The sequence below is a fragment of the Peribacillus sp. 05N428 genome (genome assembly GCF_056397085.1).
Genome location: NZ_JBFTMS010000025.1, coordinates 1 through 16,629, shown reverse-complemented (window position 1 = coordinate 16,629; position 16,629 = coordinate 1). Strand labels below are relative to the sequence as shown.

Sequence of the window (16,629 nt, the reverse complement as noted above, 5' to 3'; positions counted from 1 at the left end):
AAAAAAGCCGACACTATTTTAAGTGTCTGCCATATTTTTTCAATTTATCATTCAGAAAAGGTTCACCAAAATTTTCGTGGAATAACTAATACTCGTTCATATTCAATTCATAACTTCTTTATATACTTCTCTGTAATGAAAATCGAGAAAGGATGTATTTACATATGTCAGAAGCAAAAAAACAAAAAGGATGGCGCCAGTTCATTCGATTGGTTCAACAAACGAAGCCTTCCAAACTAATGATAGGGATAGCATTAGCATTAAGCCTAGGCACAACAGGTGTAGCTTTATTAGTCCCATTATTCACAAAAAATCTAATCAATGATTTTTCAGTCAGTTCACTAAACGCTGAAAGGATCACACTTCTCGTTTTTGCCATCATTGTTCAAGCATTGGCCAGTGGATTTTCCATCTATTTATTAAATCGGATCGGTCAATCCGTAGTGGCAGGTATCCGCGATCAACTATGGAAAAAATTACTCGTATTACCCGTGAGTTATTTTGATGATCATCCATCGGGGGAAACAGTCAGCCGAATGACAAATGATACAACTGTAGTGAAGGGATTAATCTCTGAACATCTCTCTAATTTCGTTACAGGAATCATTTCCATCGTAGGTTCCATGATCGTGTTATTCGTACTGGATTGGAAAATGACATTATTGATGTTCACTGCAATTCCACTCTCTGTTTTGATATTAATGCCGCTAGGGAAAAAAATGCACAAAATATCAAAAGGGATGCAGGACGAGACAGCAAGCTTCACCGCAGTCCTTCAGCAGGTTCTAACGGAAATACGTCTTGTTAAAGCATCAAATGCAGAAGCTTTGGAATATCAAAATGGCCAAAAAGGAATCCAGAAATTATTTCAATTCGGATTAAAAGAGGCAAAAATCCAAGCGTTGATTGCGCCGCTAATGAGTTTTGTCATGATGGCATTACTCGTCCTGATTTTAGGTTATGGGGGAATGCGTGTTTCTTCAGGAGCACTGACTGCTGGAGCTCTAGTTGCATTCATCATGTATCTTTTCCAAATAATCATGCCAATGGCTCAATTGGCCAGTTTCTTTACCCAATTCCAAAAAGCAACAGGTGCAACAGAGCGCATCATTTCCATTCTGGATTCTGTGGAGGAAGAAGATGCGAAGCAGCCCGTTCAAAATATGAGTCAATCTATCAGCGTGGATCACCTGAACTATAGTTACAATAATGGAGAACAGGTACTTAAAGATATAAGCTTTAACGTTGAGGCCGGTAAGGTCACTGCAATAGTCGGCCCAAGCGGCAGCGGAAAAACGACCCTTTTTTCATTATTCGAGCGTTTCTACAAACCACAGGAAGGATCCATATCCATAGGCGGGACATCCATAAATGATTTCACACTGCTTTCATGGAGAAGCCAGATTGGATATGTTTCACAAGAAAGCCCGATTGTATCCGGTACAATTCGAGATAATATTTGTTATGGCATCGATCGGGATATAACAGATGAAGAATTAAATCAAGTGGCTAAAATGGCGTATGCAGATCAATTCATTTCTGAGCTTCCGAACGGATATGATACAGAGGTCGGTGAAAGGGGCATGAAATTATCAGGCGGTCAAAGACAAAGAATTGCAATCGCCCGTGCATTTTTAAGAAACCCGAAAATATTAATGCTGGATGAAGCTACCTCCAGCCTGGACAGCAAATCAGAAAAAGTGGTTCAACAGGCATTAAATCATTTAATGAAAGGAAGAACAACAATAGTCATCGCCCACCGCCTATCGACCGTTATCAGTTCGGATCAAATCATCTTCCTTGAAAAAGGGAAAATAACAGGCAGCGGAACACATAAAGAGCTATATAATACGCACTCATTATATCGCGAATTTGCTGAACAGCAGTTGCACAAGCTTGAACTGGCCTAATTCGCCGAAAGGAAAGAAGAAGGATGACAAAAATATTGATAGTCGATGATGATGCACATATTCGCGAACTTATAAACCTATTGTTAAGAAAAGAAGGCTTTGATCTATATGAAGCGTCAGATGGAATACAGGCATTAAAAGTAATGGAAAAAGTGAAAATCGATTTGGCAGTCATCGATATTATGATGCCTAACATGGATGGATGGCAATTATGCAAAGAGTTACGGGAATTTAGTGATATCCCCATTTTAATGCTGACTGCAAAAGGGGAAACAACACAAAAAGTAAAAGGATTCGGGCTTGGGGCAGATGATTATCTTGTAAAGCCATTTGAACCGATCGAATTGGTTCTTAGAATAAAGGCATTATTAAAACGGTATAAAATCACTATTTCACAAACATTAAATATCGGCGAATTAAAGATGAATCGTAACACGCATGAAATGTCATTCAAAGAACAGGAATATACGATTCCATTAAAAGAATTCGAATTGCTGTTTAAATTAGCAAGCTATCCTGGAAAAACTTTTTCCAGGGAAGATCTTATCGAAGATATTTGGGGCTATGATTATGAAGGTGATGAACGAACTGTCGATGTTCATATAAAAAGAGTGAGGGAACGGTTTCCTGAATCGGAATTCCCCTTCCGGATTAAAACGATCTGGGGATTGGGCTACCGTTTGGAGATAACGAGATGAGAGGCAATCGATTTTTCAAACAAATGCTTGGCATGCTGTTTTTTGTAACGTTTATTTCAATTTCCTTTTCCGCCGGGTACTATATCATTGAGCTTTTGCCCTTAAGGTTAACCAATTATGTTCGGTATCTGGCTACAATCGTGACAAGCATCGCAATCATGATATTAATTGGTCACCTTATCCATGCTATCCATCATAATAAACGGGTAAATATTTACCTTGAGATCATAGATGCCTTAAGGAAAATAGCAAATGGCGATTATAATGTACAACTGGATTTTAATATGGACAAAAGAAACGAAATGACCGAAATCATTAACCACTTCAATCACATGGCCAAACAATTGAAGCAAATGGAAGAAATGCGGCAGGAGTTCATCTCTAACGTCTCACATGAAATACAGTCGCCCCTTACCTCCATTGTAGGATTTGCCCAAGCACTTCAATTTAATAAGCTGACAATCGAAGAACGAAATCATTATCTTCATATAATAGAGACAGAGAGCAGGAGATTATCCAAATTAAGTGATAACCTTCTAAAGCTTACATCCCTTGAATCCGAGCATCATCCTTTTGAAAGGACAGATTTCCGGCTGGATCAGCAAATACGGACCATTATTTTGGCTTGTGAACCCGCCTGGTCGGACAAAGAACTCGAATTGGATATAACCTTGGAAAAGATTCCAATAGTGGCAGACCAGGATTTGATGAGCCAAGTATGGACAAATTTAATACACAATAGCATCAAATTCACCCGCCATCGCGGAAAGATCACGATTCGATTACAACAGATTGATGACCTGGCATCCATAACGATATCCGACAATGGAATCGGCATTTCCGAAACCGACCAGTTCCATATATTCGAGCGATTCTATAAAGCCGACCTGGCAAGGGAACGCTCAAAAAGCGGCAGCGGTTTAGGACTATCTATCGTGAAAAAGATTATAGAGATGCATGAAGGGACCATATCCGTGAAAAGCGAACTCGAAAAGGGAACGACCTTCACCATTCTGCTTCCTATTTCGTGAAGGGTTTTGTGATTGTTAAAAACCTTTTTATAAATCATTCATGCTGCTGCTTTTTTTAAAAACACTGCCCGTTCGTTGATGATTATATTGTAATATCAACACTTCTACTAAAAGCAGGCGATTGAGTGATATTTTGCGGAAACTTCCTCAAAGATTGAAATAGGAATTGGATAATTTAATGATGCTAGTATTACTTATATTATAAACGTTGGGTACAAAAAACGAATTTGATACCCAACGATTAACAAGCCGGAAAAATTGTTGGTGGCAATAAATATGGACATTTCTCTTAAATTAAATCGTTATAATACCTGTATTATCTTTGATTAAACTTTATTTTATTGTTAGGAAAAGAACATACATCAAAAACAACAAAATAATATATCCATCAAAGAATTTAACTTTTTCACTTTGAAATTGATTATTTTTTCTTACCTTTATAAATAGAAAAGTTAATATAGATAGAAAAAATATTAAACCTGTTATGGTAGTAATTGGCGACACCATTACCTGAAAATAAGTTTCAGTAACCTTTTCTGGGAAATGCATGATGATCCTCATTATTTCATTCACCAAAAAGTGAAAAAAGATAGCCGGGACGATACTCCCGGTATAGATAGTTAATAGTGCAAGAGAAATACCCATTACAAATGCAAAAACAAAATTCCCTACCGTCATATGATAAATGCTAAAAATAAAAGCACTTAAAATTATGGCCGATTTTATGTTCATTCTCTGATATTGTTTTAATAATATACCCCTAAAAAGAACTTCTTCACTAATCGCCACTGAAAAGCCAATCATCATAATGCTGTAAAAACTTATGTTTTTACTACTCTCCATAAGTGTACCAACAATTTTTTCAGCAGTAAGCCATTCGTCCGTTAGTAGATAATGTTGGGTCCTACCAAAAAACACAGTTAGCATGTGAGCTATACTCCCCATTAAAATACCAAGAAGAATATATTTAATATGTACCTTATTAAGCCTAATGCTCGATAAGGTTATTTTTTTCTTTTTTAAGAAAAGAAAAAGAACATAGATAATAACCAGTTTACTTATAAAGAAAAATAATTGTTTGTTTATTTGCAAAAAAAGTTCTTGCAATGTAAGTTGGGCAAAAGGAAAAATAATCATAATTAGTATTGTTATATATAATATAAAGCGATGTGTTTGCTTAATATCAGTATCCATTCTTACCCCTTTGTTATACAATAATTTCAAAGAAGCCATTTTTTAGAATAAGGGTTTGTATTTGCACTTTTTTCAACTTATTTTATTGCCACTTTTTTATACTTAATGTAAGTTGCATTTCTTTGCTCTGTTTTTATCAAATTACCAGTTGGACTATATGTTTTTAGAGTTCCAGTCAATTTCCATGTTTCTTTGTATTGGTTCCATTTTTTCGTTGCCGAATATACCTTTTCTCCCCCACCAGAAATAACTAATTTACCAGCTATCTCCACCTTGAAGGTAAGGTTAAGACTCCAGTTTGTAGTATCAGTCACTTTTTTGTGAAAGACACTTGATTGTCGTTTATCTGTGGCTGTTTTCCAAGTATACTGATTACAAGTAGCACACACTGGAGATATACCAATTCTATTATTCGTCACCTCTCCTGTTTTTTCATCTACAAGTATAGGTATTTCTTGGCCTAAAGGTACATAAGAGTCTGATTGAGTTGTATACTCTGTCAGAAACTCAACTGATTGGCTTTCCTCTTTTAATTCAGTTGGAGAACTTGCAAAGGTTGATATGGGATTAAATCCAAACCAAAATACAGGAATTATTAATATAAAAAGGTATAGTAACTTCTTCATTTCTTCACCCCACCTAATATTTTTTCCTTAGATACCCGTTATGAATTTTTGATTTAATATTTAAAGTAGTTTGGTTGTAATATTTGTTATCTCGATTTTATCAAAAAACAAAAGCACAAGGAGTTCCAAATTTGGAACTCCTTGTGCTTTTTTTGAACTTAAACTATTTATGGAGTCGCAACCGTAAAGGTAAGGTCATTAAGGATGGAGAATCTGCCTTTTTGCCTATGGAGCTAGATCAGGCGGCATATATGGAGAGCTTATAACTTCAGGACCACATCGTTTCACTTCTAATATTGACAGAACCCCGAATAATGGCCACTTTAATAGAGATTCAGCCCTCCGATTTTTATTTATTTCCGCCAAAAAGTTGAACAGTCTGCTTTATCAAAAATATTATACTCTATCATTTTCTCAAGTAATGGGTAATCAACCGGACTGTCCCACTTGATACGTACCAACTGCTTGGTGTGATCATAGCCAGCCTGCACGATTTCATCAGAGAAATGATCGATCCCTGCCTTTTCAGGGGCAACAGCCAAATGATGTTTGGCTACGCTAAAGCCAATAATATATGTGTCATGATCGGTAAACATAGGCTGATTCCACGCAATCTTCGGCATTAGATGTGGAAATTTCTTAGTTACCCAAGCCAGGACTTCTTCCGTTCGTTCCCTATGTTGCGGGTTATCAATATTCGCTAAAAACTCTGCAAAGACTTCCATGCTATTCTCTCCTAAATTAAAAAATTTTTATGAAGACTTCATTTTCAACATCACCTAAATTTAATGCCAATATGGGTTTCTTTCAACAATGCACCATAGGAAGATCATTAACATTGCTCTAATGGGTGCCATGACTACCAAATGATGAATTTGATAGATTGCATTAGACTGCCACCGATTCTTATTACCTCGGTCTTCTAATCCACTTGTCAACTTGAGAGGTTCTCGTTGTTTTAAACATAAAAAATACCCCTTTGGCTAATCATAGCCAAAGGGGTAAAGCTTCGCAACTTTTTATAATCTACATTGCATTCATTCCAACTTACTCAACCGTTACACTTTTCGCAAGATTACGCGGTTTATCCACGTCACATTCGCGGTGCAAGGCTGCGTAGTAGGCAATGAGCTGCAGCGGGATAACAGAGATAAGGGGTGTTAATAGTTCATTCACTTCCGGGATGACGAAACGGTCATCCTCTTCTTCCAGACCCTTCATGGAAATGATGCAAGGGTTGGCGCCACGGGCAACCACTTCCTTCACATTACCACGGATGCTTAGGTTGACGCCTGCTTGAGTAGCAAGGGCTATGACAGGTGTACCTTCTTCAATCAAGGCAATCGTTCCATGTTTAAGCTCTCCGCCAGCAAAGCCTTCAGCCTGGATGTAAGAAATCTCCTTCAGCTTAAGTGCCCCTTCAAGTACAACATAGTAGTCAAGGGAACGGCCGATGAAGAAGCAGTTTCTCGTAACGGACAAATATTCACGGGCGATGTCTTCCATCTCTTCTTTCGAATCACATAGGGCTTCCATAGCCGTCGCAACGATTCCAAGCTCTTTTACAAGGTCGAAACCGTACTCCATGTTACGGAATTGGCCAGTTACATTCGCCAAGATGGATAAGACTGCCACTTGGGCTGTGTAGGCCTTTGTAGAGGCTACGGCAATTTCAGGACCAGCATGCAGCAAGAGCGTATAATCCGCCTCACGTGACAATGTAGAGCCAGGTACGTTCGTGATGGTCAGGGCTTTATGACCAAGCGCTTTGATGGACACTAACACGGCACGGCTATCTGCAGTTTCACCACTTTGTGAAATGAAGATGAATAGCGGTTTTTTCGATAATAACGGCATATTGTAAGTGAATTCCGATGCCACATGGACCTCAACCGGAATTTCAGTCATTTTTTCGATGAATTGCTTACCAATCAACCCTGCATGATAGCTGGTTCCGCAAGCGATGATATAAATACGGTCAGCCTCACTTACGGCTTCAGTAATGTTATAGTCGATTGCAAGTTTACCTTCTTCATTTTGGTATGCTTGAATGATTTTACGTATTACGGCTGGCTGCTCGTCGACTTCCTTGAGCATATAGTGAGGATACGTACCTTTTTCAATATCACTTGCATCCAGTTCAGCCGTGTAAGGAGCACGCATGACTTCTTCGTTGGAAAGGTTCTTGATCGTTACCTCTTCATTTGTCACGATAACCATTTCCTTATCCATCAGTTCAAGGAATTGATCTGTGACTTGCAGCATCGCCATTGCATCCGAAGCGACAACGTTAAAGTCTTTTCCGACACCGATCAGCAGCGGGCTTTTATTTTTGGCGACTAAGATGGTTTCATCATTTTCAGCATCCAATAGGGCAATGGCATATGAACCCTCTAATAGAGTGAGTGTTTGACGGAACGCCTCTTCCACTTCCATGCCCTCGTTCACAAACTTCTCTATGAGTTGAACGATGACTTCCGTATCCGTTTCACTTTTAAAGGCAACATCCTTCAAATATTCACGTTTTAGAATCGCATAGTTTTCAATGACCCCATTATGAACTAAAGTCAATCGACCTGAATTACTTTGGTGAGGATGGGCATTTTCACGGCTTGGCACACCATGTGTAGCCCAGCGCGTATGTCCTATTCCAGTATGCGCCATAGTATTTTCATCCACGGCTGCTCGTAAGTCCGCGATTCTTCCCTTTTCCTTAAAGATTGTCACTCCTGCTTCATTTCTCACAGCAATCCCTGAAGAGTCATAACCGCGGTATTCAAGTTTTTCAAGACCTTTTAATAAAATTTCCTTTGCATCGTTAAGTCCAATATATCCAACAATTCCACACATAATTTCTGTTCCTCCAACCGATTCGAGGGAACAGGAATGCACGGGGGCATCCCTGCCCCCTCATCTCTGATATATATTTTTATAAAGGAAATGCCCTAAAGCACTTTTTCCCATTGTGCATTTCCGACCCTTTGTGCAGTAAGTTGCCCTACTGTTTTAAGATTGGAATTACTGCGGCTGTGCACTTCAGCCGGGAGGTATCCGCCGATCATTCGATAAACCTCCTCCTCGTCAACTAAGTCATTTCTCGTCCAGACTTAGTTCAGGCGCTTTTGTGAATCCATTCTCTCCTTGCCTACCCTCCTTTTTAGAACAACCATTTTTAGAAAATGAGTTGTAAATCAGGATAATCATACCTTAAACAAGGGACATAGGTCAATTCTTTATTACCTTTACCAACAAAAAAGACTTCTTTATAAAAATAAAATATGCATAAAAGGAAATTTCGTTCCTTTTATGCATAGGATTAGTTATTCGTTCATTCCCATTTCCGCTCTTACAACTGCGACGATGCGATCTACATAATTAGTGCATTCCTCAGCTGTCGGTGCTTCAGCCATAACACGGACTAGAGGTTCAGTACCGGATGGTCTCACCAAAATGCGACCGTTTCCGTTCATTTCCCCTTCGACTGCCTTGATGACTTCCTGTACCTTTTCATTATCTGTTACAGCGTGTTTATCGGTAACTCTGACATTGATCAGCGTTTGTGGATATTTCTTCATCTCTCCAGCGAGCTCGGATAAGGTTTTTTGGGTGTCGCTCATGATGTTCACAAGCTGCAAGCCCGTCAATAAGCCATCTCCTGTCGTGTTATAGTCCAGGAAGATGATATGTCCGGATTGCTCTCCGCCAAGGTTATAGCCGCCTTTACGCATCTCCTCGACCACATAGCGATCCCCCACTGCCGTTTGGGCGCTTTGTATACCATGCTCTTCAAGACCTTTATAAAAACCAAGGTTACTCATGATCGTAGAAACCACTGTTCCCTGTTTCAAACGGTTATTATCTTTCAAGTATTTCGCACAGATATACATGATTTGGTCGCCGTCCACTATATTACCTTTTTCATCTATTGCAATGACGCGGTCTCCGTCGCCATCAAATGCAAGCCCAACATCCGCACCTTTTTCTTTTAAGAATTCAGCAAGTGCCTCAGGGTGGGTGGAACCTACCTTATCATTAATGTTCAAGCCATTGGGCGATGCCCCCATTGTAGAGATGTCTGCATCAAGATCTGCAAACAAATGCATGGCCAAGGCAGATGTAGCCCCATGTGCACAATCAAGAGCAACATGAATGCCTGTAAAATCTTCATCCACTGATTGTTTCAAATACTGGAGATACTTTTGCCCTCCTTCGAAATAATCGTTCAAATGGCCTAAATCTCCGCCAACCGGGCGTGGAAGCTCATCCTTTTCCTTATCTAATAGTGCTTCAATTTCCGCTTCTTGATCATCGGATAACTTAAACCCATCCGGTCCAAAGAATTTAATGCCATTATCCGCTACCGGATTATGCGAAGCGGAAATCATGACACCTGCTTCAGCACTTAAGGCCTTTGTTAAATAGGCTACTCCCGGTGTCGAAATGACACCCAGGCGCATCACTTCAGCCCCAATGGATAAAAGACCTGCAACAAGCGCACCTTCCAGCATTTCACCTGAAATACGAGTATCGCGCCCTATAAGCACTTTGGGTTTTTCTGTATTTCTAGTAAGGACGTAGCCACCAAAACGGCCTAGTTTAAATGCCAACTCCGGTGTTAACTCGCTATTCGCTATACCCCTTACTCCGTCTGTTCCAAAATATTTACCCATCTTTATCGCTCCTTCTTCGAATCGTTACTGAATTTAATGATGATGTTAAAGGAAGGTCATGTCTCTTCGTCTTTTTGTGTGATGGTGACCGAAACCGTTTTAGAATCCAGTTCCCATTCCACTCCCTCAGGCACTGTTACCGCCAGATCCACATCATGCGTACCTTCATCTAAATTACTCACATCTACTGTAAGATTAATGTCGTCTTTAGTTATTTTCTTCAAATCATCCGCCTCACCAAGCAAAGTGATGCTGGTTACATCGGATTCCAATTCGGCATCTTGGTCATCCCGTATGCCCACAGGAACTATTTGTATATCGTTGAAAGTTTTGGACTCAATGGCAGCCGCTTCATCTTCTTCTTCTGGTTCTGGTTTTTCTTCGACTATTTGTTCTTCTTGTTTTTGTTCGGTTTCTGGTTCTTCCTCTTCCACGACTGGCTCCGCATTCTCTTCATCTACATCAACTTTTTCTGTACGAATCTTGACCTGCGCCTTACCCAAGGACATTTTTTGTACACTATCCGGTTTATTAAGATCGAGTTCCAGTTCTGTATCACCATCAATTTTCGAGATATTTACAGGAAGATTTATTTCATCTATTTTCTCCAGGCTCGTTTCCGAACCAAATAAGGTGACCTCTTTTGGATCGACGCTTATACTCGTGATCCTGATGCCATCCTTTGCCTTGCCGGTTTGCTTCGGTGCTATCGACACCGTCTTGGAAGGAATGCTCACTTTTAAGGAAACGGCAACAGAAGATGGCTCGATCGTCACATCCAGCTTATTCAAATCCCTGTCCAAGGCTTTAACGGTTGCCTTACTGTTCACCGTTTCGTTAAGTCCCTTACTTATTTCAAGATTTGCCTTTACATAGGAGATTTGTTCAATTGCATCTTTAGCACCCGTTATTTTAACAGTTTTCGGGCTGACTGTTGGCTGACCAGCTGTATACCCCTCTTCAAGTAAAGAGCTGTTATACTCGGCTTCAACGGAGAATTCCTTCGTCACCCGTTCCTGAACGTTGACTTCCGCATATTCCGGATCGATCGTCGCCACTAACTTTTCATTCAACTCACTTATTTTAAATGTGACAGTTCTATCCCCCATTGAGATTGCAGGATCAGAAAGGTCTACATACACTTTAAAATCCCTTTGGTTTTTCGCATTAATCAATAGGCTTTTTGCTCCCTTTAGAGTAACATCAACTGTCTCAGGCACCCCGCTCACCACTAGATTCTCGCGGTCATAGTACACTTCAACCGGTACATTTTCAATGGTCTCCGTACTGATTTCAGGGGCAGTCGATAAACCAAGGGATTTTTTATCCGACTCCATCTCAAAGTTAATGGAAATGAACAAAAGTGCTGCCAAGGCAAAAGCTACGATTCTCATAAACCAAGCGCTATTGGTGAATTTATCCATTCTTTTTCCCCCTCCAGTTAAAGATGCTTGAGGAAGTTGATTTGATATTTTCCACTACCAGTTCACTTGTAAGCATGGCCCTAAATGATTCTTGATTCAAATCCCGGTAAAGTTCCCCGTTTTTAGTGACGGATATTCCTCCCGTTTCTTCTGATACGACGATCGTCAGACTATCCGTAACTTCACTCATGCCTATGGCTGCCCTATGCCGTGTGCCAAGTTCCTTTGATATGAATGGACTCTCTGATAATGGCAAATAGCAAGCTGCAGCTGCCACCTGGTTATTTTGTAAAATAACTGCGCCATCATGGAGCGGCGTATTAGGGATGAAGATATTAATGAGCAGTTCTGAAGAAATATAGGATTTCAGAGGTATCCCCGTTTCAACATAATCCCCCAGCTCCGTACCTTTTTCTATCGTAATCAAGGCACCAATCCGCCTTTTTGCCATATAGGTGGACGCCTTTAGGATTTCCTCGACTAAACGCTCTTGCTGATTCTCTTCTGGAACGGTGCCCCTTGCAAAGAGCTTCCCGCGTCCTAATTGTTCAAGTGCCCTTCTCAGTTCAGGTTGAAAAATGACGAGAATTGCCAATACTCCCCAATTCATGACTTGTGCCATTAACCATCCGAGTGTATTGAAACCAAACAGGTTGCTTAAGCTTTTTACAATGACAATTACAAAAATTCCTTTTAGCAGCTGAATAGCCTTCGTGCCTCGAATAATAGTTAACAATTTATATATCACAAACCATACAAGGAGAATATCAATGAAATTTACTACATAGTCCCAAACAGTCAAATTGGTTAAAGACATGTTGTTTCCTCCAGTCAGTATTACTCCAAATACCAATTACAATCTTTATTTACAATAACCTTAATAGTATACCATTTTTTAAATGATTCATCTAAAAACTAGTGTGAGAAATTTACACAGGAAAAAAGAACCATTAAAAATGGTTCCCCTTCCTTAAAAAAATAAAGCTGGGCGAAGTCATCGTAAATCAAAAACGATGCCCCTGCCCAGCTTCTATTCCTTATTCCTTTTTCTCCTCTTTGGCAGGAACCAACGAGGTTGCAGTGTCCTTCACTTTATACCACATCCACTCAAAAGCTTGGTCAATAACATGGATGCTTCCGGTCACATTACCTGCTTTAGACATATACTTATGCCCATTTATGACTGTCACATCTCCCTCTACTTCACCATCTATTTGAATATTACCATTTTGAACTACCACATTTCCCTTGATTGTCTCACCCTCAGGCACAATAACCGTTTCACCTTCGACCACTAAGTTAGGCTGCTTTGAAACTGAAAAATGTTCGTCCTGATTATAAGTGGAAAAAACAGATCCTGTCATCAATATGATGAACATCGCTGCCGCTGTCATGAAAGGATGGCTTTTGAACCAACGTTTGGCACCTGTTGTTTTCGTTTCCTTTGGCAATTGAGCCATAACCTTCGCTGTAAAATCATCCGGGGCCTTTATATGGGAAGTGCTTTGTACAAGAGCGACCGCCTTTTTCATTTCATGAAAGTAATCCCGGCATTCAGCACAGTCATGCAAGTGCTCCCGTAAAACTTCTTTATGCTCCGGTTTGATGTCCTCATCTAAATAATCATGCATATATTCAATGATTTCCTCATGGCAGTTCATTTTTCTCACCTTCTTTTTATAAATGGCGTAGTTGTTTACGCAAGGCTTCGCGACCGCGATGTATCCTCGTCTTAACCGTACCGACCGGCAAATCGAGTATCTCACTGATTTCCTTTAGAGATAACTCTTCAATATACTTCAATACGATTACCGATCGGTATTTCTCGGGCAATTTCATTATTTCCACTTGAATGGTTTCCTGCAGTTCTAATGATTCAACCTCTTCCTCGGGTTTCGCCATATCCGATGCAATTTGGGAATACATATTCAATCCCTCTGTTCCTGCCACCTCTGCATCCAGATAGTAGTCCGGTTTTTTCTTGCGAAGCCGGTCAATACAAAGATTGGTCGCAATCCGATATAACCATGTAGAAAATTTCATTGTTATATTGAAACTTCGAATGTTCACGTAGGCCCTTACAAAGGCCTCTTGTGCCAAATCTTCTGCTTCTTGCCTGTTTCCGAGCATCCTGAAACATATTTGGAAAACTTTGTCCTTGTAAATTTCGACAATTTCCCCAAAAGCATTATGGTCTCCTTTTAATACTTGATTAATTCTCTCTTTAATGAGTGCATCCATTTTCCGGTATTACCCCCGCTCATGCGGCTATACGATTACTACGAATCGTAAGCTGAAAGGTTTCAAAAATTTAATACATTAATTTTAACAAAGTTTTACATTTTATGTTTAAGAAAAAAAAAACAGGGCTATATAGTAAGAAATTGTAAAATCCAAAGGAGTGATTCTCTATATGAGTACTGAACAAATTTTAGACCATATTGAACAATGCAGACAGAAAATGATGTTTTTGGCTTCCCGTTCTTCGATGGTGGATAATGAAGTTATTGAAGTTAGCAGCAAACTGGATTCTTTAATCATTCAATACATCCATTTAACTAAAAATGAAGATCTCATGGACAGACGTGCTCTTAAGTGAATATGGATAGAAAATTGCAACCATTTATCTATAGATATGTTTCTGTTACATACACCCTGGTAAATAAACCTACGTCTTCTAGCATATAAAAAACAGTAACCCATTACAAGCCGGTTACTGTTTCTTTTAATTATTAGTTATAATAATTTTTCTCCAAATAGCGAACCCATTAAGGCCACGGCAACGATTGCCGTTTTATTTCGCTCATCTAAAATGGGATTCACTTCAACGAATTCAGCGGATGTAATCAAGTTGGATTCCGCAAGCATTTCCATGGCCAAATGACTTTCCCGATAACTTATACCACCAATCACAGGTGTCCCGACTCCGGGTGCATCTGCTGGGTCCACTCCATCCAAATCCAGTGAAAGGTGGACGCCATCCGTTCTTTCCCTTAAATAATCAATGCATTCTTCCATGACCCGTGTCATTCCCAACCGGTCGATCTCATGCATCGTGAATACTTTAATCCCTTTCTCACGGATAAGTTCCTTTTCCCCTTCATCCAAAGACCTCGCTCCGATGATTACGATGTTTTCCGGTTTCACTTTTGGAGCAAAACCATGGATATTGATCAGGTCCGGATGTCCAATCCCAATACTGACAGCCAAGGGCATCCCGTGTATATTTCCTGATGGTGAAGTATCTTCCGTATTTAAATCGCCATGTGCATCGTACCAAATCACACCTAGATTCTCATAGTGCTTTGCGACTCCTGCCAGTGTGCCTATCGCTATTGAATGGTCTCCTCCCAATACAAGCGGAAAGGAACCTTCTTCTATTATTTCATCAACTCTTGTAGCTAACTGGGTGTTACCTTTTGCTACAAGCTGTAAGTTTTTTAAATTTGTCCCGGGCTCATCTGCATTTTCAGGACGCCCTACAATTATATCCCCTAAATCCTCTACTTCTATATTCAACTTTTCAAGACGCTCGACAATCTCTGCGCAGCGGATGGCACTAGGTCCCATATCCACCCCTCGCCTTGCTTGACCAAGGTCCATAGGCAATCCGATGACGGAAATTTTCTGAATAGACATACAATTCCCCCTTTCCACCATTTTATATCGTATATGCCAATTGGTTCAACTCGACATTTCCATGTATAATGATGCACGTTTTCCGATAACATATGTTTTTTGTGAAAAAATATCTTTCTGGGGATTAGTTTACCCAACTATGCCTTAAACAAAAAAAAGTCTTAAACCATTTTTGGCTTAAGACGTAAGTTTTGGTGTATGTAGTTGATGGTGGAGCCTAGCGGGATCGAACCGCTGACCTCCTGCGTGCAAGGCAGGCGCTCTCCCAGCTGAGCTAAGGCCCCTAAGGAATTTAAAATATATTAAGCGGAAGACGGGATTCGAACCCGCGACCCCAACCTTGGCAAGGTTGTATTCTACCACTGAACTACTTCCGCAAATGGCTGGGCTAGAAGGGATCGAACCTTCGCATGACGGAATCAAAATCCGTTGCCTTACCGCTTGGCTATAGCCCAATATATGATATGCAATAATTAATGTACAACAAAATAAAAAGGTGGCAATCATATATTTCCCCAATACAGAGAATATATAACTGATCCACAGGATTTTATTAAAATGGTGGAGGGGGGCAGATTCGAACTGCCGAACCCGAAGGAGCGGATTTACAGTCCGCCGCGTTTAGCCACTTCGCTACCCCTCCGCAATATATGGTTGTAAATGGTGCCGGCAAGAGGACTTGAACCCCCAACCTACTGATTACAAGTCAGTTGCTCTACCAGTTGAGCTACACCGGCAAGTAAAGAATAAAATGGTGGAGGATGACGGGATCGAACCGCCGACCCTCTGCTTGTAAGGCAGATGCTCTCCCAGCTGAGCTAATCCTCCGGATTAATGATTTAAAATGGTGACCCGTACGGGATTCGAACCCGTGTTACCGCCGTGAAAGGGCGGTGTCTTAACCGCTTGACCAACGGGCCGAACTGTTTTTTTGTTCATAGATAGATCGGGAAGCTCCCAAGCGGATTCGAACCGCTGACCTCTTCCTTACCATGGAAGTGCTCTACCTACTGAGCTATGGAAGCATATGGCTCCGCAGGTAGGACTCGAACCTACGACCGTTCGGTTAACAGCCGAATGCTCTACCACTGAGCTACTGCGGAATAATATAATGTTTCCTAAAACCCATTAAAGATTTAAATGAACAGCCTGGCAACGTCCTACTCTCACAGGGGGAAACCCCCAACTACCATCGGCGCTGAAGAACTTAACTTCCGTGTTCGGAATGGGAACGGGTGTGACCTCTTCGCCATCATTGCCAGACTATATTCATTTTTGAAGAATTCATTCCTTCAAAACTAGATAATAAGAAGGTATTTCATTTTTTTAAAAGCGTTGGTTAAGTCCTCGATCTATTAGTATCAGTCAGCTCCACATGTCACCATGCTTCCACCTCTGACCTATCAACCTGATCATCTTTCAGGGATCTTACCTTAC

Annotated in this window: 14 protein-coding genes, 9 tRNA genes and 2 rRNA genes; 4 read left to right on the top strand and 21 right to left on the bottom strand. The window is 40.4% G+C overall.

Annotated features, from left to right (window positions below):
- Positions 1-152 precede the first annotated feature (152 nt).
- The 3 genes from AC1DIV_RS20280 to AC1DIV_RS20270 are packed head-to-tail and all read left to right on the top strand — an operon-like array spanning position 153 to position 3,639.
- The gene (locus tag AC1DIV_RS20280) at positions 153-1,910 is read left to right on the top strand and encodes an ABC transporter ATP-binding protein (protein ID WP_252268224.1); all 1,758 of its coding nucleotides are present in this window, start codon (positions 153-155) and stop codon (positions 1,908-1,910) included.
- A gap of 23 nt (positions 1,911-1,933) precedes the next feature.
- Positions 1,934-2,608, top strand: coding sequence for a response regulator (locus AC1DIV_RS20275; protein WP_477577287.1), 675 nt, complete (start codon positions 1,934-1,936; stop codon positions 2,606-2,608).
- Entirely contained in the window at positions 2,605-3,639 is a 1,035-nt protein-coding gene (locus AC1DIV_RS20270) for a sensor histidine kinase (RefSeq protein ID WP_477577286.1), read from the top strand. Before AC1DIV_RS20275 ends, AC1DIV_RS20270 begins: the two co-directional genes overlap by 4 nt.
- A gap of 333 nt (positions 3,640-3,972) precedes the next feature.
- On the opposite strand, the gene AC1DIV_RS20265 is transcribed toward AC1DIV_RS20270, so the two are convergent.
- The 9 genes from AC1DIV_RS20265 to sigW all read right to left on the bottom strand — a co-directional run bounded on the left by AC1DIV_RS20265 (position 3,973) and on the right by sigW (position 13,794).
- Positions 3,973-4,833: a CPBP family intramembrane glutamic endopeptidase gene (locus AC1DIV_RS20265; RefSeq protein ID WP_340878294.1), complete on the bottom strand. Its 861-nt coding sequence runs from the start codon at positions 4,831-4,833 to the stop codon at positions 3,973-3,975.
- Between the two features lie 77 nt (positions 4,834-4,910).
- Positions 4,911-5,459 carry a hypothetical protein gene (locus tag AC1DIV_RS20260; RefSeq protein WP_477577285.1) on the bottom strand — a complete coding sequence of 183 codons (549 nt, stop codon included), beginning with the start codon at positions 5,457-5,459 and terminating at the stop codon, positions 4,911-4,913.
- A gap of 353 nt (positions 5,460-5,812) precedes the next feature.
- Positions 5,813-6,184 carry an iron chaperone gene (locus tag AC1DIV_RS20255; protein ID WP_202317018.1) on the bottom strand — a complete coding sequence of 124 codons (372 nt, stop codon included), beginning with the start codon at positions 6,182-6,184 and terminating at the stop codon, positions 5,813-5,815.
- Positions 6,185-6,506: 322 nt separating this feature from the next.
- Positions 6,507-8,309: a glutamine--fructose-6-phosphate transaminase (isomerizing) gene (glmS, locus tag AC1DIV_RS20250; protein WP_072274057.1), complete on the bottom strand. Its 1,803-nt coding sequence runs from the start codon at positions 8,307-8,309 to the stop codon at positions 6,507-6,509.
- Between the two features lie 470 nt (positions 8,310-8,779).
- A complete protein-coding gene (gene glmM, locus AC1DIV_RS20245; RefSeq protein ID WP_034304929.1) occupies positions 8,780-10,129 on the bottom strand; it encodes a phosphoglucosamine mutase in 1,350 nt (449 codons plus the stop codon).
- Positions 10,130-10,185: 56 nt separating this feature from the next.
- A complete protein-coding gene (locus AC1DIV_RS20240; RefSeq protein ID WP_477577283.1) occupies positions 10,186-11,553 on the bottom strand; it encodes a CdaR family protein in 1,368 nt (455 codons plus the stop codon).
- Positions 11,546-12,370 (bottom strand): diadenylate cyclase CdaA, encoded by an 825-nt coding sequence (gene cdaA, locus AC1DIV_RS20235; RefSeq protein WP_034304935.1) that lies wholly within the window; start codon positions 12,368-12,370, stop codon positions 11,546-11,548. The genes AC1DIV_RS20240 and cdaA overlap by 8 nt, the downstream gene beginning before the upstream one ends.
- A gap of 220 nt (positions 12,371-12,590) precedes the next feature.
- On the bottom strand, positions 12,591-13,214 hold the full coding sequence (locus tag AC1DIV_RS20230; RefSeq protein WP_048685729.1) for an anti-sigma factor family protein: 624 nt from the start codon (positions 13,212-13,214) through the stop codon (positions 12,591-12,593).
- Positions 13,215-13,230: 16 nt separating this feature from the next.
- Positions 13,231-13,794 (bottom strand): RNA polymerase sigma factor SigW, encoded by a 564-nt coding sequence (gene sigW / locus AC1DIV_RS20225; RefSeq protein WP_048685727.1) that lies wholly within the window; start codon positions 13,792-13,794, stop codon positions 13,231-13,233.
- A 172-nt stretch (positions 13,795-13,966) separates the two neighbouring features.
- Between sigW and AC1DIV_RS20220 the strand changes: the two genes are divergently transcribed.
- Positions 13,967-14,152, top strand: coding sequence for an aspartyl-phosphate phosphatase Spo0E family protein (locus tag AC1DIV_RS20220; RefSeq protein ID WP_048685725.1), 186 nt, complete (start codon positions 13,967-13,969; stop codon positions 14,150-14,152).
- 137 nt (positions 14,153-14,289) lie between these two features.
- On the opposite strand, the gene rocF is transcribed toward AC1DIV_RS20220, so the two are convergent.
- The 12 genes from rocF to AC1DIV_RS20160 form a co-directional block, all read right to left on the bottom strand.
- Complete coding sequence (rocF, locus tag AC1DIV_RS20215; protein ID WP_057276360.1) at positions 14,290-15,192, bottom strand: arginase; 903 nt, start codon at positions 15,190-15,192, stop codon at positions 14,290-14,292.
- A gap of 208 nt (positions 15,193-15,400) precedes the next feature.
- Positions 15,401-15,476, bottom strand: a tRNA-Ala gene (locus AC1DIV_RS20210).
- A gap of 21 nt (positions 15,477-15,497) precedes the next feature.
- Positions 15,498-15,569, bottom strand: a tRNA-Gly gene (locus AC1DIV_RS20205).
- Positions 15,570-15,572: 3 nt separating this feature from the next.
- A tRNA-Gln gene (locus tag AC1DIV_RS20200) sits at positions 15,573-15,647 on the bottom strand.
- Positions 15,648-15,751: 104 nt separating this feature from the next.
- Positions 15,752-15,835, bottom strand: a tRNA-Tyr gene (locus AC1DIV_RS20195).
- 18 nt (positions 15,836-15,853) lie between these two features.
- A tRNA-Thr gene (locus AC1DIV_RS20190) sits at positions 15,854-15,929 on the bottom strand.
- Between the two features lie 15 nt (positions 15,930-15,944).
- Positions 15,945-16,020: transfer RNA gene (locus AC1DIV_RS20185), tRNA-Val, on the bottom strand.
- Positions 16,021-16,037: 17 nt separating this feature from the next.
- Positions 16,038-16,112: transfer RNA gene (locus AC1DIV_RS20180), tRNA-Glu, on the bottom strand.
- 32 nt (positions 16,113-16,144) lie between these two features.
- Positions 16,145-16,217, bottom strand: a tRNA-Thr gene (locus tag AC1DIV_RS20175).
- A gap of 3 nt (positions 16,218-16,220) precedes the next feature.
- Positions 16,221-16,295, bottom strand: a tRNA-Asn gene (locus tag AC1DIV_RS20170).
- A gap of 44 nt (positions 16,296-16,339) precedes the next feature.
- A 5S ribosomal RNA gene (gene rrf / locus AC1DIV_RS20165) occupies positions 16,340-16,455 on the bottom strand.
- A 72-nt stretch (positions 16,456-16,527) separates the two neighbouring features.
- Positions 16,528-16,629 (bottom strand): 23S ribosomal RNA (locus AC1DIV_RS20160); the annotation flags it as partial.

Excerpts from the sequence above, each read along its gene's own strand:
- AC1DIV_RS20280 (WP_252268224.1), top strand. The coding sequence starts at position 153 with ATGTATTTACATATGTCAGAAGCAAAAAAACAAAAAGGATGGCGCCAG.
- AC1DIV_RS20275 (WP_477577287.1), top strand. The coding sequence starts at position 1,934 with ATGACAAAAATATTGATAGTCGATGATGATGCACATATTCGCGAACTT.
- AC1DIV_RS20270 (WP_477577286.1), top strand. The coding sequence starts at position 2,605 with ATGAGAGGCAATCGATTTTTCAAACAAATGCTTGGCATGCTGTTTTTT.
- AC1DIV_RS20265 (WP_340878294.1), bottom strand. The coding sequence starts at position 4,833 with ATGGATACTGATATTAAGCAAACACATCGCTTTATATTATATATAACA.
- AC1DIV_RS20260 (WP_477577285.1), bottom strand. The coding sequence starts at position 5,459 with ATGAAGAAGTTACTATACCTTTTTATATTAATAATTCCTGTATTTTGG.
- AC1DIV_RS20255 (WP_202317018.1), bottom strand. The coding sequence starts at position 6,184 with ATGGAAGTCTTTGCAGAGTTTTTAGCGAATATTGATAACCCGCAACAT.
- glmS (WP_072274057.1), bottom strand. The coding sequence starts at position 8,309 with ATGTGTGGAATTGTTGGATATATTGGACTTAACGATGCAAAGGAAATT.
- glmM (WP_034304929.1), bottom strand. The coding sequence starts at position 10,129 with ATGGGTAAATATTTTGGAACAGACGGAGTAAGGGGTATAGCGAATAGC.
- AC1DIV_RS20240 (WP_477577283.1), bottom strand. The coding sequence starts at position 11,553 with ATGGATAAATTCACCAATAGCGCTTGGTTTATGAGAATCGTAGCTTTT.
- cdaA (WP_034304935.1), bottom strand. The coding sequence starts at position 12,370 with ATGTCTTTAACCAATTTGACTGTTTGGGACTATGTAGTAAATTTCATT.
- AC1DIV_RS20230 (WP_048685729.1), bottom strand. The coding sequence starts at position 13,214 with ATGAACTGCCATGAGGAAATCATTGAATATATGCATGATTATTTAGAT.
- sigW (WP_048685727.1), bottom strand. The coding sequence starts at position 13,794 with ATGGATGCACTCATTAAAGAGAGAATTAATCAAGTATTAAAAGGAGAC.
- AC1DIV_RS20220 (WP_048685725.1), top strand. The coding sequence starts at position 13,967 with ATGAGTACTGAACAAATTTTAGACCATATTGAACAATGCAGACAGAAA.
- rocF (WP_057276360.1), bottom strand. The coding sequence starts at position 15,192 with ATGTCTATTCAGAAAATTTCCGTCATCGGATTGCCTATGGACCTTGGT.